This is a genomic window from Arthrobacter sp. R4 (assembly GCF_051365025.1).
In the GTDB taxonomy this organism is placed as follows: Bacteria; Actinomycetota; Actinomycetes; order Actinomycetales; family Micrococcaceae; genus Arthrobacter.
The window spans coordinates 115,192-133,490 of record NZ_JBLWIJ010000017.1 but is presented as its reverse complement, the minus strand read 5'-3'; the positions used below and the strand labels follow the sequence as shown (position 1 = coordinate 133,490).

The window sequence follows — 18,299 nt, the reverse complement described above, 5'->3', positions numbered from 1 at the left end:
CCCGCCCGAACCGCCTAACGAAGGACAAAGATGTCTGAACGGATTCCCCTCACCGACCTTGAAATCGCGCGCCAGGCGAAGATCGGGCCCATCGGCGACGTAGCGGCGGCAGCAGGAATCAACGCGGACGCGCTGGAACTGTACGGACGGTACAAGGCCAAGATCGACCCCGCCCGGCTGGACGCTCCCGCCCCGGCCGGCAAAGTGGTGCTTGTCTCCGCGATGTCTCCCACGCCTGCGGGCGAAGGGAAATCGACTACCACGGTGGGCCTTGCCGATTCACTGGCCCGGGCCGGGCACAAGGTTATGATCGCCCTCCGGGAACCCTCGCTCGGACCTATCCTGGGCATGAAAGGCGGCGCGACCGGCGGAGGCTATTCCCAGGTCCTGCCGATGGACGAGATCAACCTGCACTTCACCGGCGACTTCCACGCCGTCACTTCAGCCAACAACGCCCTCATGGCACTCGTGGACAACCACATTTACCAGGGGAACGAGCTGGGCATCGATCCCCGGCGCATGACGTTCAAGCGGGTCCTGGACATGAACGACCGGTCGCTGCGGGAAGTGGTCATCGGGCTCGGCGGGCCCACCCAGGGTGTCCCCAGGCAAGACGGCTTCGACATCACCGTGGCATCGGAGATCATGGCGGTTTTTTGCCTCGCTACGGACCTGGCTGACCTGCGCCGGCGCCTGGGCCGAATCACCTTCGGTTACACCTACGGCCGCGAACCCGTTACCGTGGCGGACCTCGGCGTGCAGGGCGCGCTCACCCTGCTCCTCAAGGAAGCGATCAAACCCAACCTGGTTCAGACCATCGCCGGTACGCCGGCTCTGGTCCACGGTGGCCCGTTCGCGAACATCGCACACGGCTGCAACTCGCTGATCGCAACCCAGACGGCCAGGCGGCTGGCGGACATCGTGGTCACCGAGGCGGGCTTCGGCGCCGACTTGGGTGCGGAGAAGTTTATGGACATCAAGGCCCGGAACGCGGGGGTAGCGCCGTCCGCCGTCGTTGTTGTTGCCACCGTCCGGGCACTGAAGATGCACGGCGGCGTAGCCAAGGACCGGCTGACGGAACCCGGCATCGAAGCGCTGCAGGCCGGCGTCGCCAACCTCCGCAGGCACGTGCGCAATGTGGAGAAATTCGGAGTGACGCCGGTGGTGGCTATCAACAAGTTCTCTTCCGACACGGCCGAGGAGCTCGATTGGCTCCTGGAGTGGTGCGCGGCGGAAGGAGTCCAGGCCGCGGTGGCGGACGTCTGGGGACGCGGCGGCGGTGGGGACGGGGGCGACGAACTGGCGGCCAAAGTGGCGGCCGCAGTTGCTGCGCCGAACAGCTTCCACCACTTGTATCCCCTGGACCTGCCGGTGGAGGAGAAAATCAGGACCATCGTCCAGGAAATCTACGGAGCGGACGGCGTGGACTTCTCCGTTCCTGCCCTGAAACGGCTGGCAGATATCGAGAAGAACGGCTGGTCCGGGCTGCCTGTCTGTATGGCCAAGACGCAGTACTCGTTCACCGACGAGGCCTCCCGGCTGGGAGCGCCGAAGGGCTTCACCATCCACGTGCGCGACCTGATTCCCAAGACCGGCGCCGGGTTTATCGTGGCTCTCACCGGTGCGGTGATGACGATGCCCGGCCTGCCCGCCGCGCCGGCCGCTATGCGCATGGACGTGGACGACGCCGGCAATCCGGTAGGCCTCTCCTGACCATCAGCTTCCATACCGGTTTGCTCTATCACTCTGAGCCCTTATTTGACCCCTTTGCGTGCCAGAACTGATAGAGCAAGGCGGGCTGTGGATATCTTCTGCGGGCGTTCGTGTATTCGGGCAACAATTGTGCTCATGCGCCCGTCCTCACCGCTGCCAGCTTCCCTTTCCTCGGTACCGTTTACCGTGCATGAGGCACGGGCCGCAAGCCTGAGCCGGGGAAGGCTTCGTTCCTCCGACCTTGCCTCCGCCGGGCGGCTGCTCTATCTGCCGGCTGGGTGGGACTTTGAAATCAGAGGGCTCGCGAGGGCCTTGTCCGCAGCTACGCCGGGGGCCTGGATCTCGCATGTGACAGCGGCCTGCATCCTGGGACTGTGGCTGCCCACCTGGTTCCGCGACTACCGGGAACTCCATTTGAGCAAACCAAGACAGCTGCCGCCAGTACGGCGAAAGGGCGTGGTTGGCCACACCGTCCTGGCGTTTGATGAAGAGGTCATGGAGCTGGACGGCATTCGAATCTCCACACCGGCCCGGACCTGGCTTGACCTTGCTGGCATCCTGCCGTTGGAGGACCTGGTGGCCGTGGGCGACCAGCTGGTTCGGCAGCCGTTGCTTGGCCTTGAAGACCGTCGCGATCCGTGGTCGACGCTTACGCAACTGCAGGAAATGTTGAAGCGGCACCCAAAACTGAAGGGAATCGTTAAGGCGAGGGAAGCTGCAGAACTCATCCGTTCCGGCTCGGACTCTGCGCCCGAAACCTTCCTTCGGCTGGCCTTGACGGCGGCCGGCCTGCCTGAGCCGGAACTGCAACTGCGTGTTGAGCGTGAGAACCGCTGGTCGCCGGCCGCAGACATGGGGTACCGCGCGCAGCGTATTGCCATCCAGTACGACGGCGGCCATCACCTTACGCGCGAACAGCAGTCCATCGACAATCGCCGGGACGAATCATTCAATGCCGCAGGCTGGCGGTACTTCAAGTTCAACGCCGACGATTTGGCCAACGACTTCCGGGCGGCGGTACGCAAGGTTCGAGCGGCTCTGCACACGCGTTAAACGCCCGTTGCCCTATCAGTTGTGGTTGTTAAACCCCTGGTTTGGGGACCACAAGTGATAGGGCAACGCGAAAGCGTCCGGGGTGGGTTAGCGGTCCAGGTCGCCGCGGATGAAGGCCTCGACCTTTTCACGGGCGAGGTCGTCGTTGAACTGCTCGGGCGGGGACTTCATGAAGTAGCTCGACGCCGACAGCAGAGGGCCGCCGATGCCGCGGTCCAGCCCGATCTTGGCGGCGCGGATGGCGTCGATGATCACGCCGGCTGAGTTAGGTGAGTCCCAGACCTCCAGCTTGTACTCAAGGGACACCGGGGCGTCGCCGAAGTTGCGGCCCTCGAGGCGGACGAAGGCCCACTTGCGGTCATCGAGCCACTGGACGTAGTCGGACGGGCCGATGTGGACGTCCTTGGCAGCCAGCTCGGCTTCGACGTTCGAGGTAACAGCCTGGGTCTTGGAGATCTTCTTGGACTCGAGGCGGTCGCGCTCCAGCATGTTCTTGAAGTCCATGTTGCCGCCCACGTTGAGCTGGTAGGTGCGGTCCAGCGTCACGCCGCGATCTTCGAAGAGCTTGGCCATGACGCGGTGCGTGATGGTGGCACCGATCTGGCTCTTGATGTCATCGCCCACGATCGGCACACCAGCGGCAGTGAACTTGTCAGCCCAGGCCTTGGTGCCGGCGATGAACACGGGAAGCGCGTTGACGAAAGCAACCCCGGCATCGATCGCTGCCTGGGCGTAGAACTCAGCAGCTTCCTGCGACCCAACGGGCAGGTAGCAGACCATGACGTCGGCCTGGGCATCCTTGAGTGCCTGGACAACGTCAACGGGCTCTGCCGGGGACTGTTCAATGGTCTCAAGGTAGTACTTGCCGAGGCCGTCCAGGGTGTGGCCGCGCTGCACGGTCACGCCGGTGGGCGGGACGTCGGCGATCTTGATGGTGTTGTTTTCGCTGGCGAGGATTGCATCCGCGAGGTCAACGCCGACCTTCTTGCCATCCACATCGAAAGCGGCCACGAACTGGACGTCGTTGACGTGGTACTTGCCGAACTCCACGTGCATCAGGCCGGGGATCGTGGCCTCGGGATCGGCGTCACGGTAGTAGTGCACACCCTGGACGAGCGATGCGGCGCAGTTACCCACACCGACGATTGCAACACGAATCGGATTTGAAGACACGGAACTCCTTTGAGGACAAAACTTCAGCCGCCGGACGGTCATTGCCGGACCACGTACGACGGCGGACAGCAGGCAGCGCCATTCGGCGCCTTTTCATAGTACCCAACCGGGCGGGGGCCGGGTTTGTTCCCCGGCCCCCGCCTGTGGTTTCCATCGTGTGCAGAGAGTAAGTGTTACGTCGTCTGCCAGAGGTTGATGTCAGATTCCACAGCGAACTCGTCGATGGCGGCGAGTTCGTCAGTGGTGAACTTCAGGTTGTTGATCGCGGACAGGGTGTCCTCCAGCTGCCTGACGCTGGAGGCGCCAACCAGGGCAGAGGTGACCGGGGTGCCCTTCGGCTGGTCGCGCAGGATCCAGGCGATGGCCATCTGCGCCAGGGACTGGCCACGGCCTTCAGCAATGCCGTGCAGCCCGCGGATCCGGTCCAGCTTCTCGTCAGTGATGGCGTCCTCAGACAGGAAGCGTGCCTTGGCTGCACGGGAATCCGCGGGAATCCCGTTGAGGTACCGGTCCGTGAGCATGCCCTGGGCCAGCGGGGAGAACGCGATGGAACCGGCGCCCACCTCTTCGAGCGCCTCGTACAGGTTCGGCGTGCCGTTCTCCGTCCACCGGTTCAGCATGGAATAGCTGGGCTGGTGGATGAGCAGCGGGGTGCCGAGCTCTTTGAGGATGCGTGCGGCCTCGATGGTCTGCTCGGGCGTGTAGGACGAGATGCCGGCGTAAAGCGCCTTACCCGAGCGGACGGCGTAATCCAGGGCACCCATGGTCTCTTCCATCGGCGTCTCGGGGTCCGGACGGTGGCTGTAGAAGATGTCCACGTAGTCCAGCCCCATCCGCTGCAGCGACTGGTCAAGGCTTGAGATGAGATATTTGCGGGAGCCCCACTCGCCGTACGGGCCCGGCCACATGTAGTAGCCGGCCTTCGTGGAGATGACCAGTTCGTCGCGGTAGGGCTTGAAGTCGTCCGCGAGGTGGCGGCCGAAGTTGGTTTCGGCGGAGCCGTCCGGCGGACCGTAGTTATTGGCGAGGTCGAAGTGGTTCACGCCGAGGTCGAACGCGCGGCGGAGGATGGCCCGCTGTTCATCGAACCGCTTGTCGTCGCCGAAGTTGTGCCAAAGGCCCAGCGAGATTGCGGGGAGCTTCAGTCCGCTGCGGCCGACGCGGCGGTAGGGCATGGATTCATAGCGGTTTTCCGCGGCTGAATAAGTCATACGCTCCATCCTGCCAGCTGTGACGCACGCTACAGTCAGGAACGGCCTTGTTACGCCGCGGGCTGACACAAATCAGCCCGCGGCGCAGCCGGAACTATTAAGCCTTCACGACGGCGGCACTCCACGGCCCGAGGGCCAACGCACCGTTTTCAGCGGCAGGCACCTCCTCGGTGGACAGCAGCACCGTTCCGTCCACGCGGTCAAGCGAAGCCTTTTGCTCCGAGAGGTTCAGCAGCACCTCAACGGAGCCGCGGCGGAAACGCAGCCAGCCGGCGTCGTCGTCGAACTCCACCGTGGTTTCGGCAAACCCGAGGCCGGCCAATTCCTGATGCTCGCGGCGCAGTGCCGCGAGCGAACGGTACAGCTCCAGGAGCCTGGCGTGGTCGCCCTGCGCGGCCTCGGCCCAGTTGAGTTTGGAACGGCGGAAGGTTTCCGGGTCCTGCGGGTCAGGTACGACGGCGGGATCCCACCCCATCCGTTCGAACTCCCGGATTCTGCCTTCCGCGGTCGCCTTGCCCAGCTCAGGCTCGGGGTGCGAGGTGAAGAACTGCCAAGGCGTGGAGGCACCGAATTCCTCTCCCATGAACAGCATGGGCGTGAACGGCGACGTCATGGTCAGGACCGCAGCGACGGCCAACTGCCCGTAGGACAGGGATTGGGAGAGCCTGTCCCCCGTGGCGCGGTTGCCGATCTGGTCGTGGTTCTGGTTGGAGACCACCAGGGCCGCAGGCTGCACGAGCGAGGCATTGATGGGCCTTCCGTGGTGCCGGCCGCGGAAGCTTGAGTAGCTGCCGTCGTGCAGGAAACCGTCCTTGAGCACCTTTGCGAGAACCGCGAGTGACTGGAAGTCCTCGTAGTAGCCGGTGGTCTCCCCGCTGACGTTGACGTGGACGGCGTGGTGGAAGTCGTCGCTCCACTGTCCGGCAAGGCCATAGCCGTTGGCGTCGCGCGGGTAGATCAGCCGCGGGTTGTTGAGGTCCGATTCGGCGATCAGGGTCTTGGGCAGGCCCGTCTCCGCCGCGACCGCATCGCCAAGCGCGCCGAGGTCTTCCAGGATGTGCACGGCACGCTCGTCGCGGAGGGCGTGAACGGCGTCGAGTCGCAGGCCGTCGACGTGGTAGTCCCTGAGCCACAGCGCGGCGTTGTCCAGGATGTACTCGCGGACCACGTCCGAGCCGTGGCCGTCCAGGTTGACTGAATCGCCCCAGGTGTTGGCGTCGCCTTGCTTCAGGTACGGCCCGAACCGCGACAGGTAGTTGCCGCTGGGTCCCAGGTGGTTGTAGACGACGTCCTGGATGACTCCGAGGCCGGCTGCATGGGCCGCGTCCACAAAGCGCTGGTAGGCCGCGGGCCCACCGTAGCCCTCGTGGACGGCGTACCACTGGACGCCGTCGTAGCCCCAGTTATGGGTCCCGTTGAAGCCGTTGACAGGCAGCAACTCCACGAAGTCGATGCCCAGGTCCGCAAGGTATCCGAGCTTTTCCGCCGCGGAATCCAGGGTCCCTTCCGGGGTGAAGGTCCCCACGTGCAGTTCGTAGATGACCGAGCCGCGGAGATCCTTGCCCTGCCAGCCGGCATCCTGCCAGTCATGGTCGCCGGGGCTGAACGTCCGGGACAGGGCGTGGACCCCGTCCGGCAGGCGTCGCGACCGGGGATCCGGCAACGGATGGGTGTCCCCGTCCAGCAGGTAGCCGTAGTCCACTTCGCCTTCCGTGGGGGCGTCCGGCGCGGACCACCAACCGTCGGCGCCGGGCGCGGTGTCCAGCTTCGCCATGGGGTAGTGCTGCCCGTTTGCCAGCAGGGTCACTGCTGAAACGTTTGGCGCCCAGACGTCAAAGCTGCCGGATCCGGTGTGGGTCAGGCTCATGAGTCGTCTCCGTCCGTAGTGACCAGCAAGGCCACCGGGTAGGTACCCAGGACGTCCGCGACTGAAACGGTGCCGGGCCCATGGCTCTTGCCGGTGAGTTCGTCCCGCATGGCGCTGGAAAGGTCGACGGCGGTGTCCCGCCATCCGCCGTCGGCTTCCAGCCCGGCGGGAAGCCGGGTGGCCAGGGTCAATGCTCCACCCCGGTCAAAGGCAAGAAGGTGGCCCGCAGCCGCCCCGGAGGCTTCGACAGGGACGTAGCTGTCGAAGAGCCCGGGGTTGTCGCGGCGCAGGCGGAGGGCACGGGAGGTGACCAGCAGTTTGCTGGCCTCTGTTCCCGCGGCGGGCAGGAGTCCGTCGTCCAGCCGGGCCAGTTCCTCTTCCCGTTGAGCGAAATCCACCGGGCGGCGGTTGTCGGGGTCGGTCAGTGACCGCTCCCAGAACTCGCTGCCCTGGTACACATCCGGAACTCCGGGCATTGTCAGCTGGATCAGCTTGGCCGCCAACGAGTTGGAAGCAGCGAATGCATCGGTCCTAGCTACGAAGTCCTCGATCACCGCAGTGACACGGGCGTCGTCGAAGGCTGCGTCCACGGCGGCCTTGACTGTCGCTTCGAATTCCTCATTGGGCTCGGTCCACGTGGTGGAGTTTCCTGCCTCCCTGGCGGCCTTTTGCGCATAGCCCTGCAGCCGTTCGCGGGAGGCCGGCCACGCGCCGACGACAGCCTGCCACAACAGGTTGGCGAAGGGGCCGTCGGGCACCGGCGCCAACTCCTGGAGCGTGGTGAGCGTGGCCGTCCAGTCGCCGGGAACCTCAGCGATGACCGAAATCCTTGCGCGGGCATCCTCGCTGCGTTTGGTGTCGTGCGTCGATAGCGTGGTCATGGACTCCGGGAGTTCCTCGTGCCTCCGCCGCATCCGGTGGTGGAACTCCTCGGTGGTCAGCGAAAATTCGGTGGGTTCAGCCCCCACTTCGGTGAGCGTGCCCAGCCGGGTGTAGCGGTAGAACGCAGTGTCCTCCACACCCTTGGCCATCACCATGCCCGAAGTCTGTTGGAAGCGGACCGCGATTGCGGTGGTGGGATCCAGAAGGAGCGGCAGGAGCGTCCCGATGGCCACTTCGAGGTCCGGCCGGTGCGCTGCTGCCTGCTCGCAGGCCTCCTTGAGCACTTCCGCCCCCACCGGCAGGTAGGACCGGTAGACCGGGAAGGAGGCGATGATTTCGGCGATGGCATCCGCTGCCTGGTCCTCCGCCAGCCCGTGGGAGTCTGGAACGAGCCGGGCAAGCCGCAGGACTTCGGACCGCAGGATGCCGTCAGCAATCATCCGCTTCGTGCCGCGGATCATGGCGGCATAATCCGCCGGTTCACCGGTCCCACGCAGCTGCGCATCCAACGCATCCAGGGCAGCCTCGCCGGCCGGGTCCACCAGGATCCGGTCAACCTCAGCCAGGGCGTCGTAACCGGTGGTCCCTTCGCAGGCGAACTCCCCCGGGAGGACCTCGCCGGGTTCCAGGATCTTTTCCACCAGCACGTACGCCCCACCAGTGAGGTCCTTGAGCCAGCGCAGGTAGCCGGCTGGATCTGCCAGTCCGTCCGGGTGATCCACGCGCAGGCCGTCCACCAGGCCCTCCCGGAACCAGCGGGCCACTTCGGCGTGGGCTTCCTCGAAAACCTTGGGGTCTTCGACGCGGATGCCGGCCAGGGTGCTGACCGCGAAGAACCTGCGATAGTTCAGTTCGCTGTCCGCCCGCCGCCAGGAGACCAGCTCATAGTGCTGGCGGTCGTGGACAGCCCTCGGCGAATCACCCTCGGTATAGGAGCCCGCCGCCAAGGGGAAACGGTGGTCATAGTAGCGGAGTTCGCCATCCGTGACCTTGAGCTGGTCCACATCGTCATCGGAGCCCAGCACGGGTATCCGGATCCGGCCGCGGCCAAAGTCCCAGTCGACGTCGAACGCGTCCGCGTAACGCGAGTCCCGCCCCTCTGCCAGCAGCGACCACCACCAGGGGTTCTGCGGTGGTGACGCCACGCCCACGTGGTTGGGGACGATGTCCACCAGGACGCCCATGCCGTGTTCGCGGGCAGCCCTGGACAGGGCAAGCAGCCCGTCCGGACCGCCGCGCTCAGGGTCAACCGCGGAGGGGTCGGTGACGTCATAGCCGTGGTCCGACCCCTGCTCAGCCGTCAGGATGGGTGAGAGGTAGACCCAGTCAACACCGAGGGACTTCAGGTATGGAACCTTGGCCGCTGCGTCAAAGAGGGTGAAGCTGCGGCGGATCTGCAGCCGGTATGTCGACGCCGGAATCCTCATTTTGCAGGGCCTTTCGGCTTGCTGACCTTCTTCGTTTTCTTTGGCTCCGGTACGGTCGGCGTGCTCAGCGCTTCGGTCTCGCTGGTGCTTGTCTGGGTCAGCGCAGCCAGGGACGCAGCCACGGAGTGGTCCGGTTCCGCCTCCTCCACCATGTGGGCCCTCAGGACTACCAAGGACTTGGCGTCAACAGGAATGGACTGGCCGGCCTTCACAGGTGCCGTGTCCGCGTTGTGGCCGGCGGTGTCGATGATGATGTCCCATGCAGGTGCGTATTCGTCATTGGGAAGAACGAACTTCACCATGTCGTCATGTGCGTTGAAGTACAGCAGGAAGTTCACATCGGTAATCCGGCGTCCTCGGACGTCCTTGCCCTGGATCCCGTCACCGTTGAGGAACATGCCTACTGAACGGCCGAAACCGCTGTCCCAGTCCTCAGGTTTCATGGTGTCGCCGTCGACGTCCAGCCATACGATGTCAGGCAGCCGTTCGCCCTCCCCCCTCAGAACGGGGCGTCCATCGAAGAACCGGCTCCGACGGAACGTGGGGTGCTTGGCGCGCAATGCGTTAACGGCGGAGGTGAACTCCACGAGGGGCTGGTCGATGTTCTCCCAGTTGATCCACGTCAGTTCGGAGTCCTGGCAATACCCGTTGTTGTTGCCCTGCTGGGTGCGTCCAAGCTCGTCGCCGTGCAACAGCATGGGGACACCCTGGGACAGCAACAGGGATGCTATGAAGTTCCGCTGCTGGCGGGCGCGCAAGCCCAGGACAGCCGGATCGTCGGTGGGACCCTCGGCCCCGCAGTTCCAGGAACGGTTGTGGGATTCGCCGTCGTTATTGCCTTCGCCGTTCGCCTCGTTGTGCTTCTCGTTGTAAGACACCAGATCGGAGAGGGTAAAGCCATCGTGGGCCGTCACAAAGTTGATCGAAGCCACGGGGCGGCGGCCCGAGTGCTCGTAGAGGTCTGCGGAGCCGGTGATGCGGGAGGCGAATTCGCCCAGGGTGGCCGGCTCGCCGCGCCAGAAATCGCGGACGGTGTCGCGGTATTTTCCGTTCCATTCCGTCCACTGTGGCGGGAAGTTGCCCACCTGGTAACCGCCGGGCCCAACATCCCATGGCTCAGCGATGAGCTTGACCTGGGACACTACCGGGTCCTGCTGGATGAGTTCGAAGAAGGTGGAGAGTTTGTCGACGTCGTAGAACTCCCGGGCAAGGGTGGAGGCGAGGTCGAAGCGGAAGCCATCCACGTGCATTTCCGTGACCCAGTACCGCAGGGAGTCCATCAGCAGTTGCAGGGAGTGCGGCTGGCGGACGTTCAGCGAGTTGCCGGTACCGGTGTAGTCCATGTAGTGCTTTTCGTCGCCCTCCATCAGCCGGTAGTAGGAGGCGTTGTCGATGCCCTTGAAGGACAGCGTGGGGCCAAGGTGGTTGCCTTCGGCGGTGTGGTTGTAAACCACGTCCAGGATCACTTCGATGCCGGCCCGGTGCAGGGAGCGCACCATTGCCTTGAAGTCCTGGACCTGCTGGCCGGTGTCGCCGGTGGAACTGTAGGTGTTCTGCGGGGCGAAGAAGCCGATGGTGTTGTAGCCCCAGTAGTTGTTCAGGCCCTGGTCCTGGAGTGTGCCGTCATTGACGAACTGGTGCACCGGCATCAGTTCGATGGCGGTGACGCCGAGCTTCTGCAGGTGCGAGATGACGGAAGGGTGCGCCACCCCGGCGTAGGTGCCGCGCTGCTCCTCGGGGATCTCGGGGTGCAGCTGGGTCAGGCCCTTGACGTGGGCCTCGTAGATCACCGATTTGTGGTACGGAACCCGGAGGTTGTGGTCGCCGTCCCAGTCGAAGAACGGGTTGATGACCACGCCCATCATCATGTGCGGCGCGGAGTCCTCGTTGTTGATGGAATCCGGCTCGCCGAGGTTGTAGGAGAAGAGCGACGGGTCCCAGTCCACCTGCCCGTGCACTGCCTTGGCGTACGGGTCCAGGAGGAGCTTGTTGGGGTTGAACCGGTTTCCGGAAGCGGGGTCGTACGGACCGTAAACGCGGTAGCCGTACTTCTGACCTGGCTGCACCTGGGGGATGTAGCCGTGCCACACGTAGCCGTCCACTTCGTCCAGACCGAAGCGTGTCTCCACGCCGTCGTCGTCGAAGAGGCACAGCTCCACCTTTTCAGCACGTTCGCTGAACAGCGCGAAGTTCGTGCCGGTTCCATCAAAAGTGGCTCCCAGCGGATAAGCCGATCCGGGCCAGATTTCCATGCATGCTCCTCATCGTTGTTCGACCGCGCAGTCCGGACTTCCCGGTCCACGCCGCCGTGCAAAACCTATGCCTACCGTAACGGGTGGCTGTGACTGTTACGTTTCCGGCCACCTATTAACTAAGCATGCTGACTTTACCCCAAGCTGCAGGTAAGGCATCCGCGATCCGGCCGGCGGTCAGTGGCCCGCCCCCGGACGCAGCGGCTCCGGCGCGGCCGTGCAGGCTCGCAGCCAGGGCGGCAATGGCAGCCCAGCGTTCGTCCGGATCGATGCCCGCATCACGGAAATGGCCGACGTCGGGCCCCAACTGTGCGAGCAGCGCACCAATGATTCCGGCCAGGACATCGCCGCTGCCGGCCGAGGCAAGCCAGGGCGTGCCGTCCGCCTGGCTGTAGAAGTCCTGGAAGGGGGACGCCACCAGGGTGGTGGCGCCTTTGAGGAGGACGGTGGCCTCGGTAAGCCCCGCGGCATGCCGGACGGCCCCAAGAGTGTTCGCCTCCACCGCGGCGCGCCTCGAGTATGGATGGTCAGCATCCAGCCGCTGCAGCAGGGAGGCCAGTTCGCCGGCATGGGGCGTGAGGACCACCTGAGGGGCAAGGATCAGCGGCAGGCCGGGGAGGGCACCGGCATCGGCGATAGTGGGCAGCCCCGAGTCCACGGCGTCACGCGCGCGCTGGAGCTGTTCGTGGTCATCCGGGCCCATACCGGAGCCCACCAGCCAGGCCTGGACATGGGTGCTGGCCACCGATCCGGTGCCGCACACCACCTCGGGACAGGACTGCCGGACCAGGTGGGCCACCTCGGGCGGGCCGAGGTACCGCACCATGCCCACGCCCGCGGCCAGGGCACCCCGGCAGGCCAGTACGGCCGCTCCGGGATAGGTGGCGGATCCGGCCACCACGCCCAGGACGCCGCGCGAATATTTGTGGGATCGCCGGGCGGGCTGCGGGAGGAGCCGCGCCAGGTCGGCGGTTTCGAGCCGATGCAGGGCCGGCCATGGGAGATGCTCTTCGATTCCGATCGGGATCACCTCAAGGCGGCCGGCGTGGTCCGCCCCGGGATCGGCCAGCAGCCCGGCTTTCGCGGCCCCGAAGGTGACGGTCAGGCCGGCGGACAGCACCGGGCCGTGGACCTCGCCGGTGTCGGCGTCAACCCCACTGGGCACGTCGCAGGCCACCACAAGGGGGGCGTGTTGGCCGGACAGCGCGGCCACCAGTGCCGCCGGCGTTCCGCGAAGCCCTCCTTGGGCGCCCGTCCCCAGGACAGCATCGATCACGACGTCGGCGCGCCCCGTTTCGGCGGTCAGCCGGCTAAGCGTCGCGTCGGTGAGCCAGTGGACGCGGCCACCGGCACGCTCAAAAGCAGCCAGCGCCTCCGGGTGCGCCGAATCAGCGGTGAGTACCGCCGTCGTGCGCATTCCCCGGGCGGCGAGGAAAGAAGCGGCGAAGAGACCGTCGCCGCCATTATTTCCCTTGCCCGCCAGGACGGCCACACTGGCACCGTAGAGCCGCTGGCCCCGGGCCTGCAGCTCGCGGACCACCGCGTTGGCGAGGCCGTGCGAGGCGCGCTGCATGAGGGCAGCCCCCAGGCCTGAGGCCAGCAGTGGCTGTTCGGCTTCCCTGATCTGGGTTCCGGTGTAGGCGCTGATCATGGCGTCAGGTCCGCAGGCCGGTTGAGCCTTGAGGCTCTCAGCCTTCGGCCAGGACAGTGGCCGTGGCGATCCCGCCGTCGTGGCTCATCGAGAGGTGCCAGCGCTTGACACCCTTGGACTCAGCCACCGCAAGCACAGTGCCCTTGACCTGGATGGTGGGCCCGTTCTGGTCCAGGCCGATCCAGCAGTCCTGCCAGTTCATGCCGGCCGGGGCGCCGAGGACCTTGGCCACCGCCTCCTTGGCTGCGAACCTCGCTGCCAGGGACCGGGTGTTCAGCTCCCGCTCCGCGGGGACAAACAATCGGTCCCGCAGCCCGGGGGTGCGTTCAAGCTGACGGCCGAACCGCTCGATGTCTACAACGTCTACGCCTATGCCAACAATCATGCGGCTTATTCTACGGTGACGCTCTTGGCCTCCCGGTGCGCCGTGCCCGGCATGCCGGGTCCCGTGCGGCATCGGGACCGGCGCAAATGCGTCACTTTTGGACCTCCGGCGCAGAGGGTACCCCGTGATTCCGGGCGACCACTGTTTGAGTACCGGTAATAGTTACGCAAACCCGTTAGGAACAGGCACGAACGCAGAACGCCCCGGGCAACTGGCCCGGGGCGTTCTGTGGGAATCAACCGACTTGCTGACGTTCAGCCTGCGGTTACTCTACGGTGACGCTCTTGGCCAGGTTGCGTGGCTGGTCCACGTCGTACCCCTTGGCCGAGGCGAGTTCCAGGGCGAAGATCTGCAGCGGAACCGTGGTGAGCAGGGGCATCAACAGGGTGGGCGTCTCCGGAACGTAGAAGACGTGCTCGGCGTAAGCCTTCACGGCCTCGTCGCCTTCTTCAGCCACAACCAGGGTGCGGGCGCCCCGGGCGCGGACTTCCTGGATGTTGCTGACAACCTTGGCGTGCAGGGAGTCACGGCCCCGCGGCGAGGGGACCACCACGAAGACCGGCTGGCCTTCGTCGATGAGGGCGATGGGGCCGTGCTTCAGCTCGCCGGCGGCAAAGCCCTCGGCGTGGATGTACGCGATTTCCTTGAGCTTGAGCGCGCCTTCCAGGGCAACCGGGTAACCCACGTGGCGTCCCAGGAACAGGACGGATTTCTCGTCCTTCATGCTGCGGGCCAGTTCGCGGAGCGGTCCTGAGTTGTCCAGGATGGTCTGGATCTTCGCGGGGATCTTGGACAGGTCTGCCAGGACGTCCTTGATCTGCCCGGAGAAGATGTTGCCACGCAGCTGCGCGAGGTACAGGCCGAGAAGGTAAGCGGCGGTGATCTGGGCCAGGAAAGCCTTCGTGGAGGCCACTGCAATTTCCGGACCCGCGTGGGTGTACAGCACAGCATCTGATTCGCGCGGGATAGTGGACCCGTTGGTGTTGCAGATGGAGATGGTCTTGGCGCCCTGCTCCCGGGCGTAGCGGACGGCCATCAGGGTGTCCATGGTTTCCCCGGACTGGCTGATCGAAACCACCAGGGTGTTGGCGTCCAGGATCGGATCGCGGTAGCGGAACTCGTGGGCAAGCTCCACTTCCGTGGGGATCCGGCACCAGTTCTCGATGGCGTACTTGGCCACCGTGCCGGCGTAGGCAGCGGTGCCGCAGGCCAGGACGATGATCTTGTTGACCTGTTTCAGCAGCTCGACGTCGATGCGAATTTCGTCGAGGGTCAACTTGCCGTTGATGTCCGAGCGGCCCAGCAGGGTCTGCGCCACGGCGTCGGGCTGGTCGTTGATCTCCTTCTCCATGAAGGAGCTGTAACCGCCCTTTTCAGCCGAGGCGGGATCCCAGTCAACGTGGTATTCCTTGCCGGCGGCGAAGTTGCCGAAGAAATCGGTGATCTCCACGGTATCGGCGGTGATGGTGACGATCTGGTCCTGGCCCAGCTCCACCGCGCGGCGGGTGTAATCGATGAAGCCGGAGACGTCGGAACCAAGGAAATTCTCGCCGTCGCCCAGGCCAACCACCAGCGGCGAGTTGCGGCGGGCGGCAACCACAACGTCCGGCTGGTCGGCGTGGACGGCAAGGAGCGTGAAGGCACCTTCGAGGCGCTGGCAGGCGAGCTGCATGGCCTTGGTCAGGCCGCCGTTGCTGGTATCGCCGTGAAGTTTGGTGCGGAAGATGTCACCAAGGAGTGCGGCGGCCACTTCGGTGTCCGTCTCGGAAGCGAAGGTGACGCCCTTAGCCAGCAGCTCCAGCTTGAGCTCGGCGAAGTTTTCGATGATGCCGTTGTGGATCAGGGCCAGCTTGCCGCCGTCCGACAGGTGCGGGTGGGCATTCTGGTCCGTCGGGCCGCCGTGAGTGGCCCAGCGCGTGTGGCCGATGCCGGTCAGCGTTTCCGGCAGCGGATGGGCCTGAAGCTCATCAAGGAGGTTGCTCAGCTTTCCGGACTTCTTGCGGGAGGAGATGACGCCGTCTGCTACAACAGCCACTCCCGCGGAGTCGTAACCCCGGTACTCAAGGCGGCGCAATCCTTCGAGGACTACATCCAGCGCACTGTGACCGGCAATTCCCTGGCCAGTCGAACGGCCTACATATCCTACGATTCCACACATAAGCTCCAGCTTATCGGCAGCCGCAAGGAGATCCGTAACTGATAGGGCCCGGCAAGCCAGCGACGGGCGCCGACTGCATGGCCGTGGAAGCGGACGGCCGTGTCTTGCATTTCGCTCTCAGCCGTGTGAAGGGCAGAATCTCTAAAGTGACAGTGCAACGCAATGAAGCGAACGGCGAAGGCGTCTCCCCGTTCGTTGAGCTGGACCGGCAAACCTGGTCCCGGCTCGCAGCCCAGATGGAACAGCCTCTGAATGAGGAGGATATTGTCCGTCTGCGTGGCCTCGGCGATCCCCTGGATATGAAGGAGGTCCGCGAGGTCTATCTGCCGTTGTCCCGCCTCCTCCACCTGTATGTCGAAGCGGCCGGCCAGCTGCACGCCGCCACCACCACTTTCCTGGGCGAACAGACCCAGCGCACTCCCTTTGTCATCGGCGTCGCCGGCTCAGTCGCGGTAGGCAAGTCGACCATCGCCCGTGTACTCCGCGAGATGCTCCGGCGCTGGCCGGGGACGCCCAATGTGGAACTGATTACCACTGACGGGTTCCTCTACCCCCTGGCCGAGCTCAAGCGCCGCCAGCTGCTGGAGCGTAAAGGTTTCCCGGAGTCGTATGACCGGCGGGCGCTGTTGCGGTTCGTCAGCGAGATCAAGGGCGGCGCGGAGGAAGTCCGGGCTCCCTGGTATTCCCACGTCACGTACGACATCGTTCCGGACAAGGAAGTGGTGGTCCGCCGCCCGGACGTGCTCATCGTGGAGGGCCTGAACGTCCTCGCCCCGGCCCGCCCGCGCCACGACGGCCGCCAAGGGCTTGCCTTGAGCGACTTCTTCGACTTTTCGATCTATGTGGACGCCCCGACGTCCTACATCGAGGAGTGGTATGTGGAGCGGTTCCGGAAGCTCCAGAGCACGGCGTTCGCGCAGCCGGAATCCTACTTCCACCGGTATGCGACGCTCTCCGAAGCCGAGGCCGAGCGTACAGCCCGGGATATCTGGAAGCGCATCAACGAGCCCAACCTGGAGGAAAATGTCCTCCCCACGCGCGGCCGCGCGCAGCTGGTGCTGTCCAAGGACGCTGACCATTCCATCCGCCGTATGCTCCTGCGCAAGGTCTAGCACGCATGTGCCACGACTGTTCGGCTCTCGACGGCACGCCTGCGGCTGGCACGAGCCGGCGCAGCTTTGCCCGCTTCCTCGCAGCTGGTGCAGGGCTGACCGTACTGGCAGCCTGCACACCCGACGCACCCGCCCAGGTGCCGCCGTCGTCGGCCACCACCCTCCCTCCTGCAGCTTCCCCTTCGCCCGTCGCGGTTGCCACTTCTGAAAGTCCGACGGCGGCAGTTGAGCCAGTGCCGGAGGCGCCGGTTGCGCCCTCTCCGGCTGCCACGCTCCCGCGGCAGTTCTCGCTGACCGATCCCGCCAGTCCCTGGCTGGTGGTCAACAAACACCGGCCTTTGGTTCCGGCCGAGTACATTCCCGCGGACCTGGTGCAGCCCAACGTCCGGGTCATTGTGTCCGGGGAAGCCGCACTCCTGAACAGCACGACGGCGGCAGCCGCGGAAGCAATGTTCGCTGCGGCTGCGCAGGACGGGGTCAGCATCACCCTGGCGAGCGGCTACCGTTCCTACAGCACGCAGGTGGCCACGTACAACGGGTACGTGGCGGCACGCGGGCAGGCCGACGCGGACACCGCCAGCGCGAGGCCTGGCTATTCAGAGCACCAAACGGGCTGGTCCTTCGACATCGGCGACGGCGGCGGGGCGTGCGGATTCCAGCCCTGCTTCGCGGACCAGCCGGCCGCGGTCTGGGTCAAGGCCAACGGCCACAGGTTTGGCTTCATCGTCAGATATCCGTGGATGTTCCACCCGATCACCGGGTACTACTACGAGCCGTGGCACCTGCGGTACATCGGCGTCGAGGCCGCCACGGACATGGCCAACCGTGGCATCAGCACACTGGAGGAGTACTTCGGTGTGGAGGCTGCGCCGGGGTATCCCTGAACCAGGTCGTTTGGTTCCCGACACGCAGGCACAAATTAACACTCCTGTCACCGGGGGCTAACCCACCTGCGCTAGCTTGGATCCTATGCTCAACGGATTCAAGAATTTCATTATGAAGGGCAATGTCGTTGACCTTGCCGTCGCAGTAGTGATGGGCGCCGCCTTCGGCGCCGTCGTCACCTCGATTGTCGAAGGCCTGCTCACGCCACTGATCGGACGTCTGTTCAGTGCCAAGGGCATTGAGGAAATGCAGTGGGAGGGATTCATGTATGGATCCGTCATCTCCTCCATCATTTCCTTCCTCCTGATCGCCTCCGCCATCTACTTTGTGGTGGTCCTTCCGATGAACCACATGATTGAACGCCGCAACCGCCGGCTGGGAATCGATAAGGACGTTAAGGAAGAAGCGGCCGAAGACCCGCAGATCGCCCTGTTGACAGAGATCCGGGATTCGCTGCAGAGCCGGTCCAACTAGGTTTCTCCTACAACAAAGCGGCCCATTCCGGACGGAAGGGCCGCTTTGTTGTCTCT

Annotated in this window: 13 protein-coding genes; 5 read left to right on the top strand and 8 right to left on the bottom strand. The window is 64.9% G+C overall.

What is annotated here, in order from left to right:
• Positions 1-30 precede the first annotated feature (30 nt).
• Both ACLKOZ_RS12185 and ACLKOZ_RS12180 read left to right on the top strand, forming a co-directional pair.
• Complete coding sequence (locus ACLKOZ_RS12185) at positions 31-1,713, top strand: formate--tetrahydrofolate ligase (RefSeq protein WP_436475329.1); 1,683 nt, start codon at positions 31-33, stop codon at positions 1,711-1,713.
• 135 nt (positions 1,714-1,848) lie between these two features.
• Positions 1,849-2,766 (top strand): DUF559 domain-containing protein, encoded by a 918-nt coding sequence (locus ACLKOZ_RS12180; protein WP_376043096.1) that lies wholly within the window; start codon positions 1,849-1,851, stop codon positions 2,764-2,766.
• Between the two features lie 87 nt (positions 2,767-2,853).
• Here ACLKOZ_RS12180 and ACLKOZ_RS12175 read toward each other — a convergent pair whose 3' ends face one another.
• The 8 genes from ACLKOZ_RS12175 to glmS form a co-directional block, all read right to left on the bottom strand.
• Entirely contained in the window at positions 2,854-3,939 is a 1,086-nt protein-coding gene (locus tag ACLKOZ_RS12175; protein ID WP_337346916.1) for an inositol-3-phosphate synthase, read from the bottom strand.
• A 173-nt stretch (positions 3,940-4,112) separates the two neighbouring features.
• Positions 4,113-5,150 carry an L-glyceraldehyde 3-phosphate reductase gene (gene mgrA, locus ACLKOZ_RS12170; protein ID WP_337346915.1) on the bottom strand — a complete coding sequence of 346 codons (1,038 nt, stop codon included), beginning with the start codon at positions 5,148-5,150 and terminating at the stop codon, positions 4,113-4,115.
• Between the two features lie 97 nt (positions 5,151-5,247).
• Positions 5,248-7,017, bottom strand: coding sequence for a malto-oligosyltrehalose trehalohydrolase (treZ, locus tag ACLKOZ_RS12165; RefSeq protein ID WP_436475326.1), 1,770 nt, complete (start codon positions 7,015-7,017; stop codon positions 5,248-5,250).
• Positions 7,014-9,326, bottom strand: a complete 2,313-nt coding sequence (treY, locus tag ACLKOZ_RS12160; protein WP_436475324.1) for a malto-oligosyltrehalose synthase — start codon at positions 9,324-9,326, stop codon at positions 7,014-7,016. Before treY ends, treZ begins: the two co-directional genes overlap by 4 nt.
• Entirely contained in the window at positions 9,323-11,578 is a 2,256-nt protein-coding gene (glgX, locus tag ACLKOZ_RS12155) for a glycogen debranching protein GlgX (protein WP_436475322.1), read from the bottom strand. The genes treY and glgX overlap by 4 nt, the downstream gene beginning before the upstream one ends.
• A 115-nt stretch (positions 11,579-11,693) precedes the next feature.
• Positions 11,694-13,229 (bottom strand): NAD(P)H-hydrate epimerase, encoded by a 1,536-nt coding sequence (locus tag ACLKOZ_RS12150; RefSeq protein WP_436475320.1) that lies wholly within the window; start codon positions 13,227-13,229, stop codon positions 11,694-11,696.
• A 37-nt stretch (positions 13,230-13,266) separates the two neighbouring features.
• Positions 13,267-13,614 (bottom strand): holo-ACP synthase, encoded by a 348-nt coding sequence (locus ACLKOZ_RS12145; RefSeq protein WP_011692749.1) that lies wholly within the window; start codon positions 13,612-13,614, stop codon positions 13,267-13,269.
• A gap of 265 nt (positions 13,615-13,879) precedes the next feature.
• Positions 13,880-15,772, bottom strand: coding sequence for a glutamine--fructose-6-phosphate transaminase (isomerizing) (glmS, locus tag ACLKOZ_RS12140; protein WP_436475318.1), 1,893 nt, complete (start codon positions 15,770-15,772; stop codon positions 13,880-13,882).
• A gap of 146 nt (positions 15,773-15,918) precedes the next feature.
• Between glmS and coaA the strand changes: the two genes are divergently transcribed.
• The 3 genes from coaA (at position 15,919) to mscL (ending at position 18,243) form a co-directional block, all read left to right on the top strand.
• A complete protein-coding gene (gene coaA, locus ACLKOZ_RS12135; protein ID WP_337346909.1) occupies positions 15,919-16,884 on the top strand; it encodes a type I pantothenate kinase in 966 nt (321 codons plus the stop codon).
• A gap of 5 nt (positions 16,885-16,889) precedes the next feature.
• Positions 16,890-17,768: a D-alanyl-D-alanine carboxypeptidase family protein gene (locus tag ACLKOZ_RS12130; protein WP_436475316.1), complete on the top strand. Its 879-nt coding sequence runs from the start codon at positions 16,890-16,892 to the stop codon at positions 17,766-17,768.
• 85 nt (positions 17,769-17,853) lie between these two features.
• Positions 17,854-18,243, top strand: coding sequence for a large conductance mechanosensitive channel protein MscL (gene mscL, locus ACLKOZ_RS12125; RefSeq protein WP_436475314.1), 390 nt, complete (start codon positions 17,854-17,856; stop codon positions 18,241-18,243).
• The last annotated feature ends 56 nt before the right edge of the window (positions 18,244-18,299 follow it).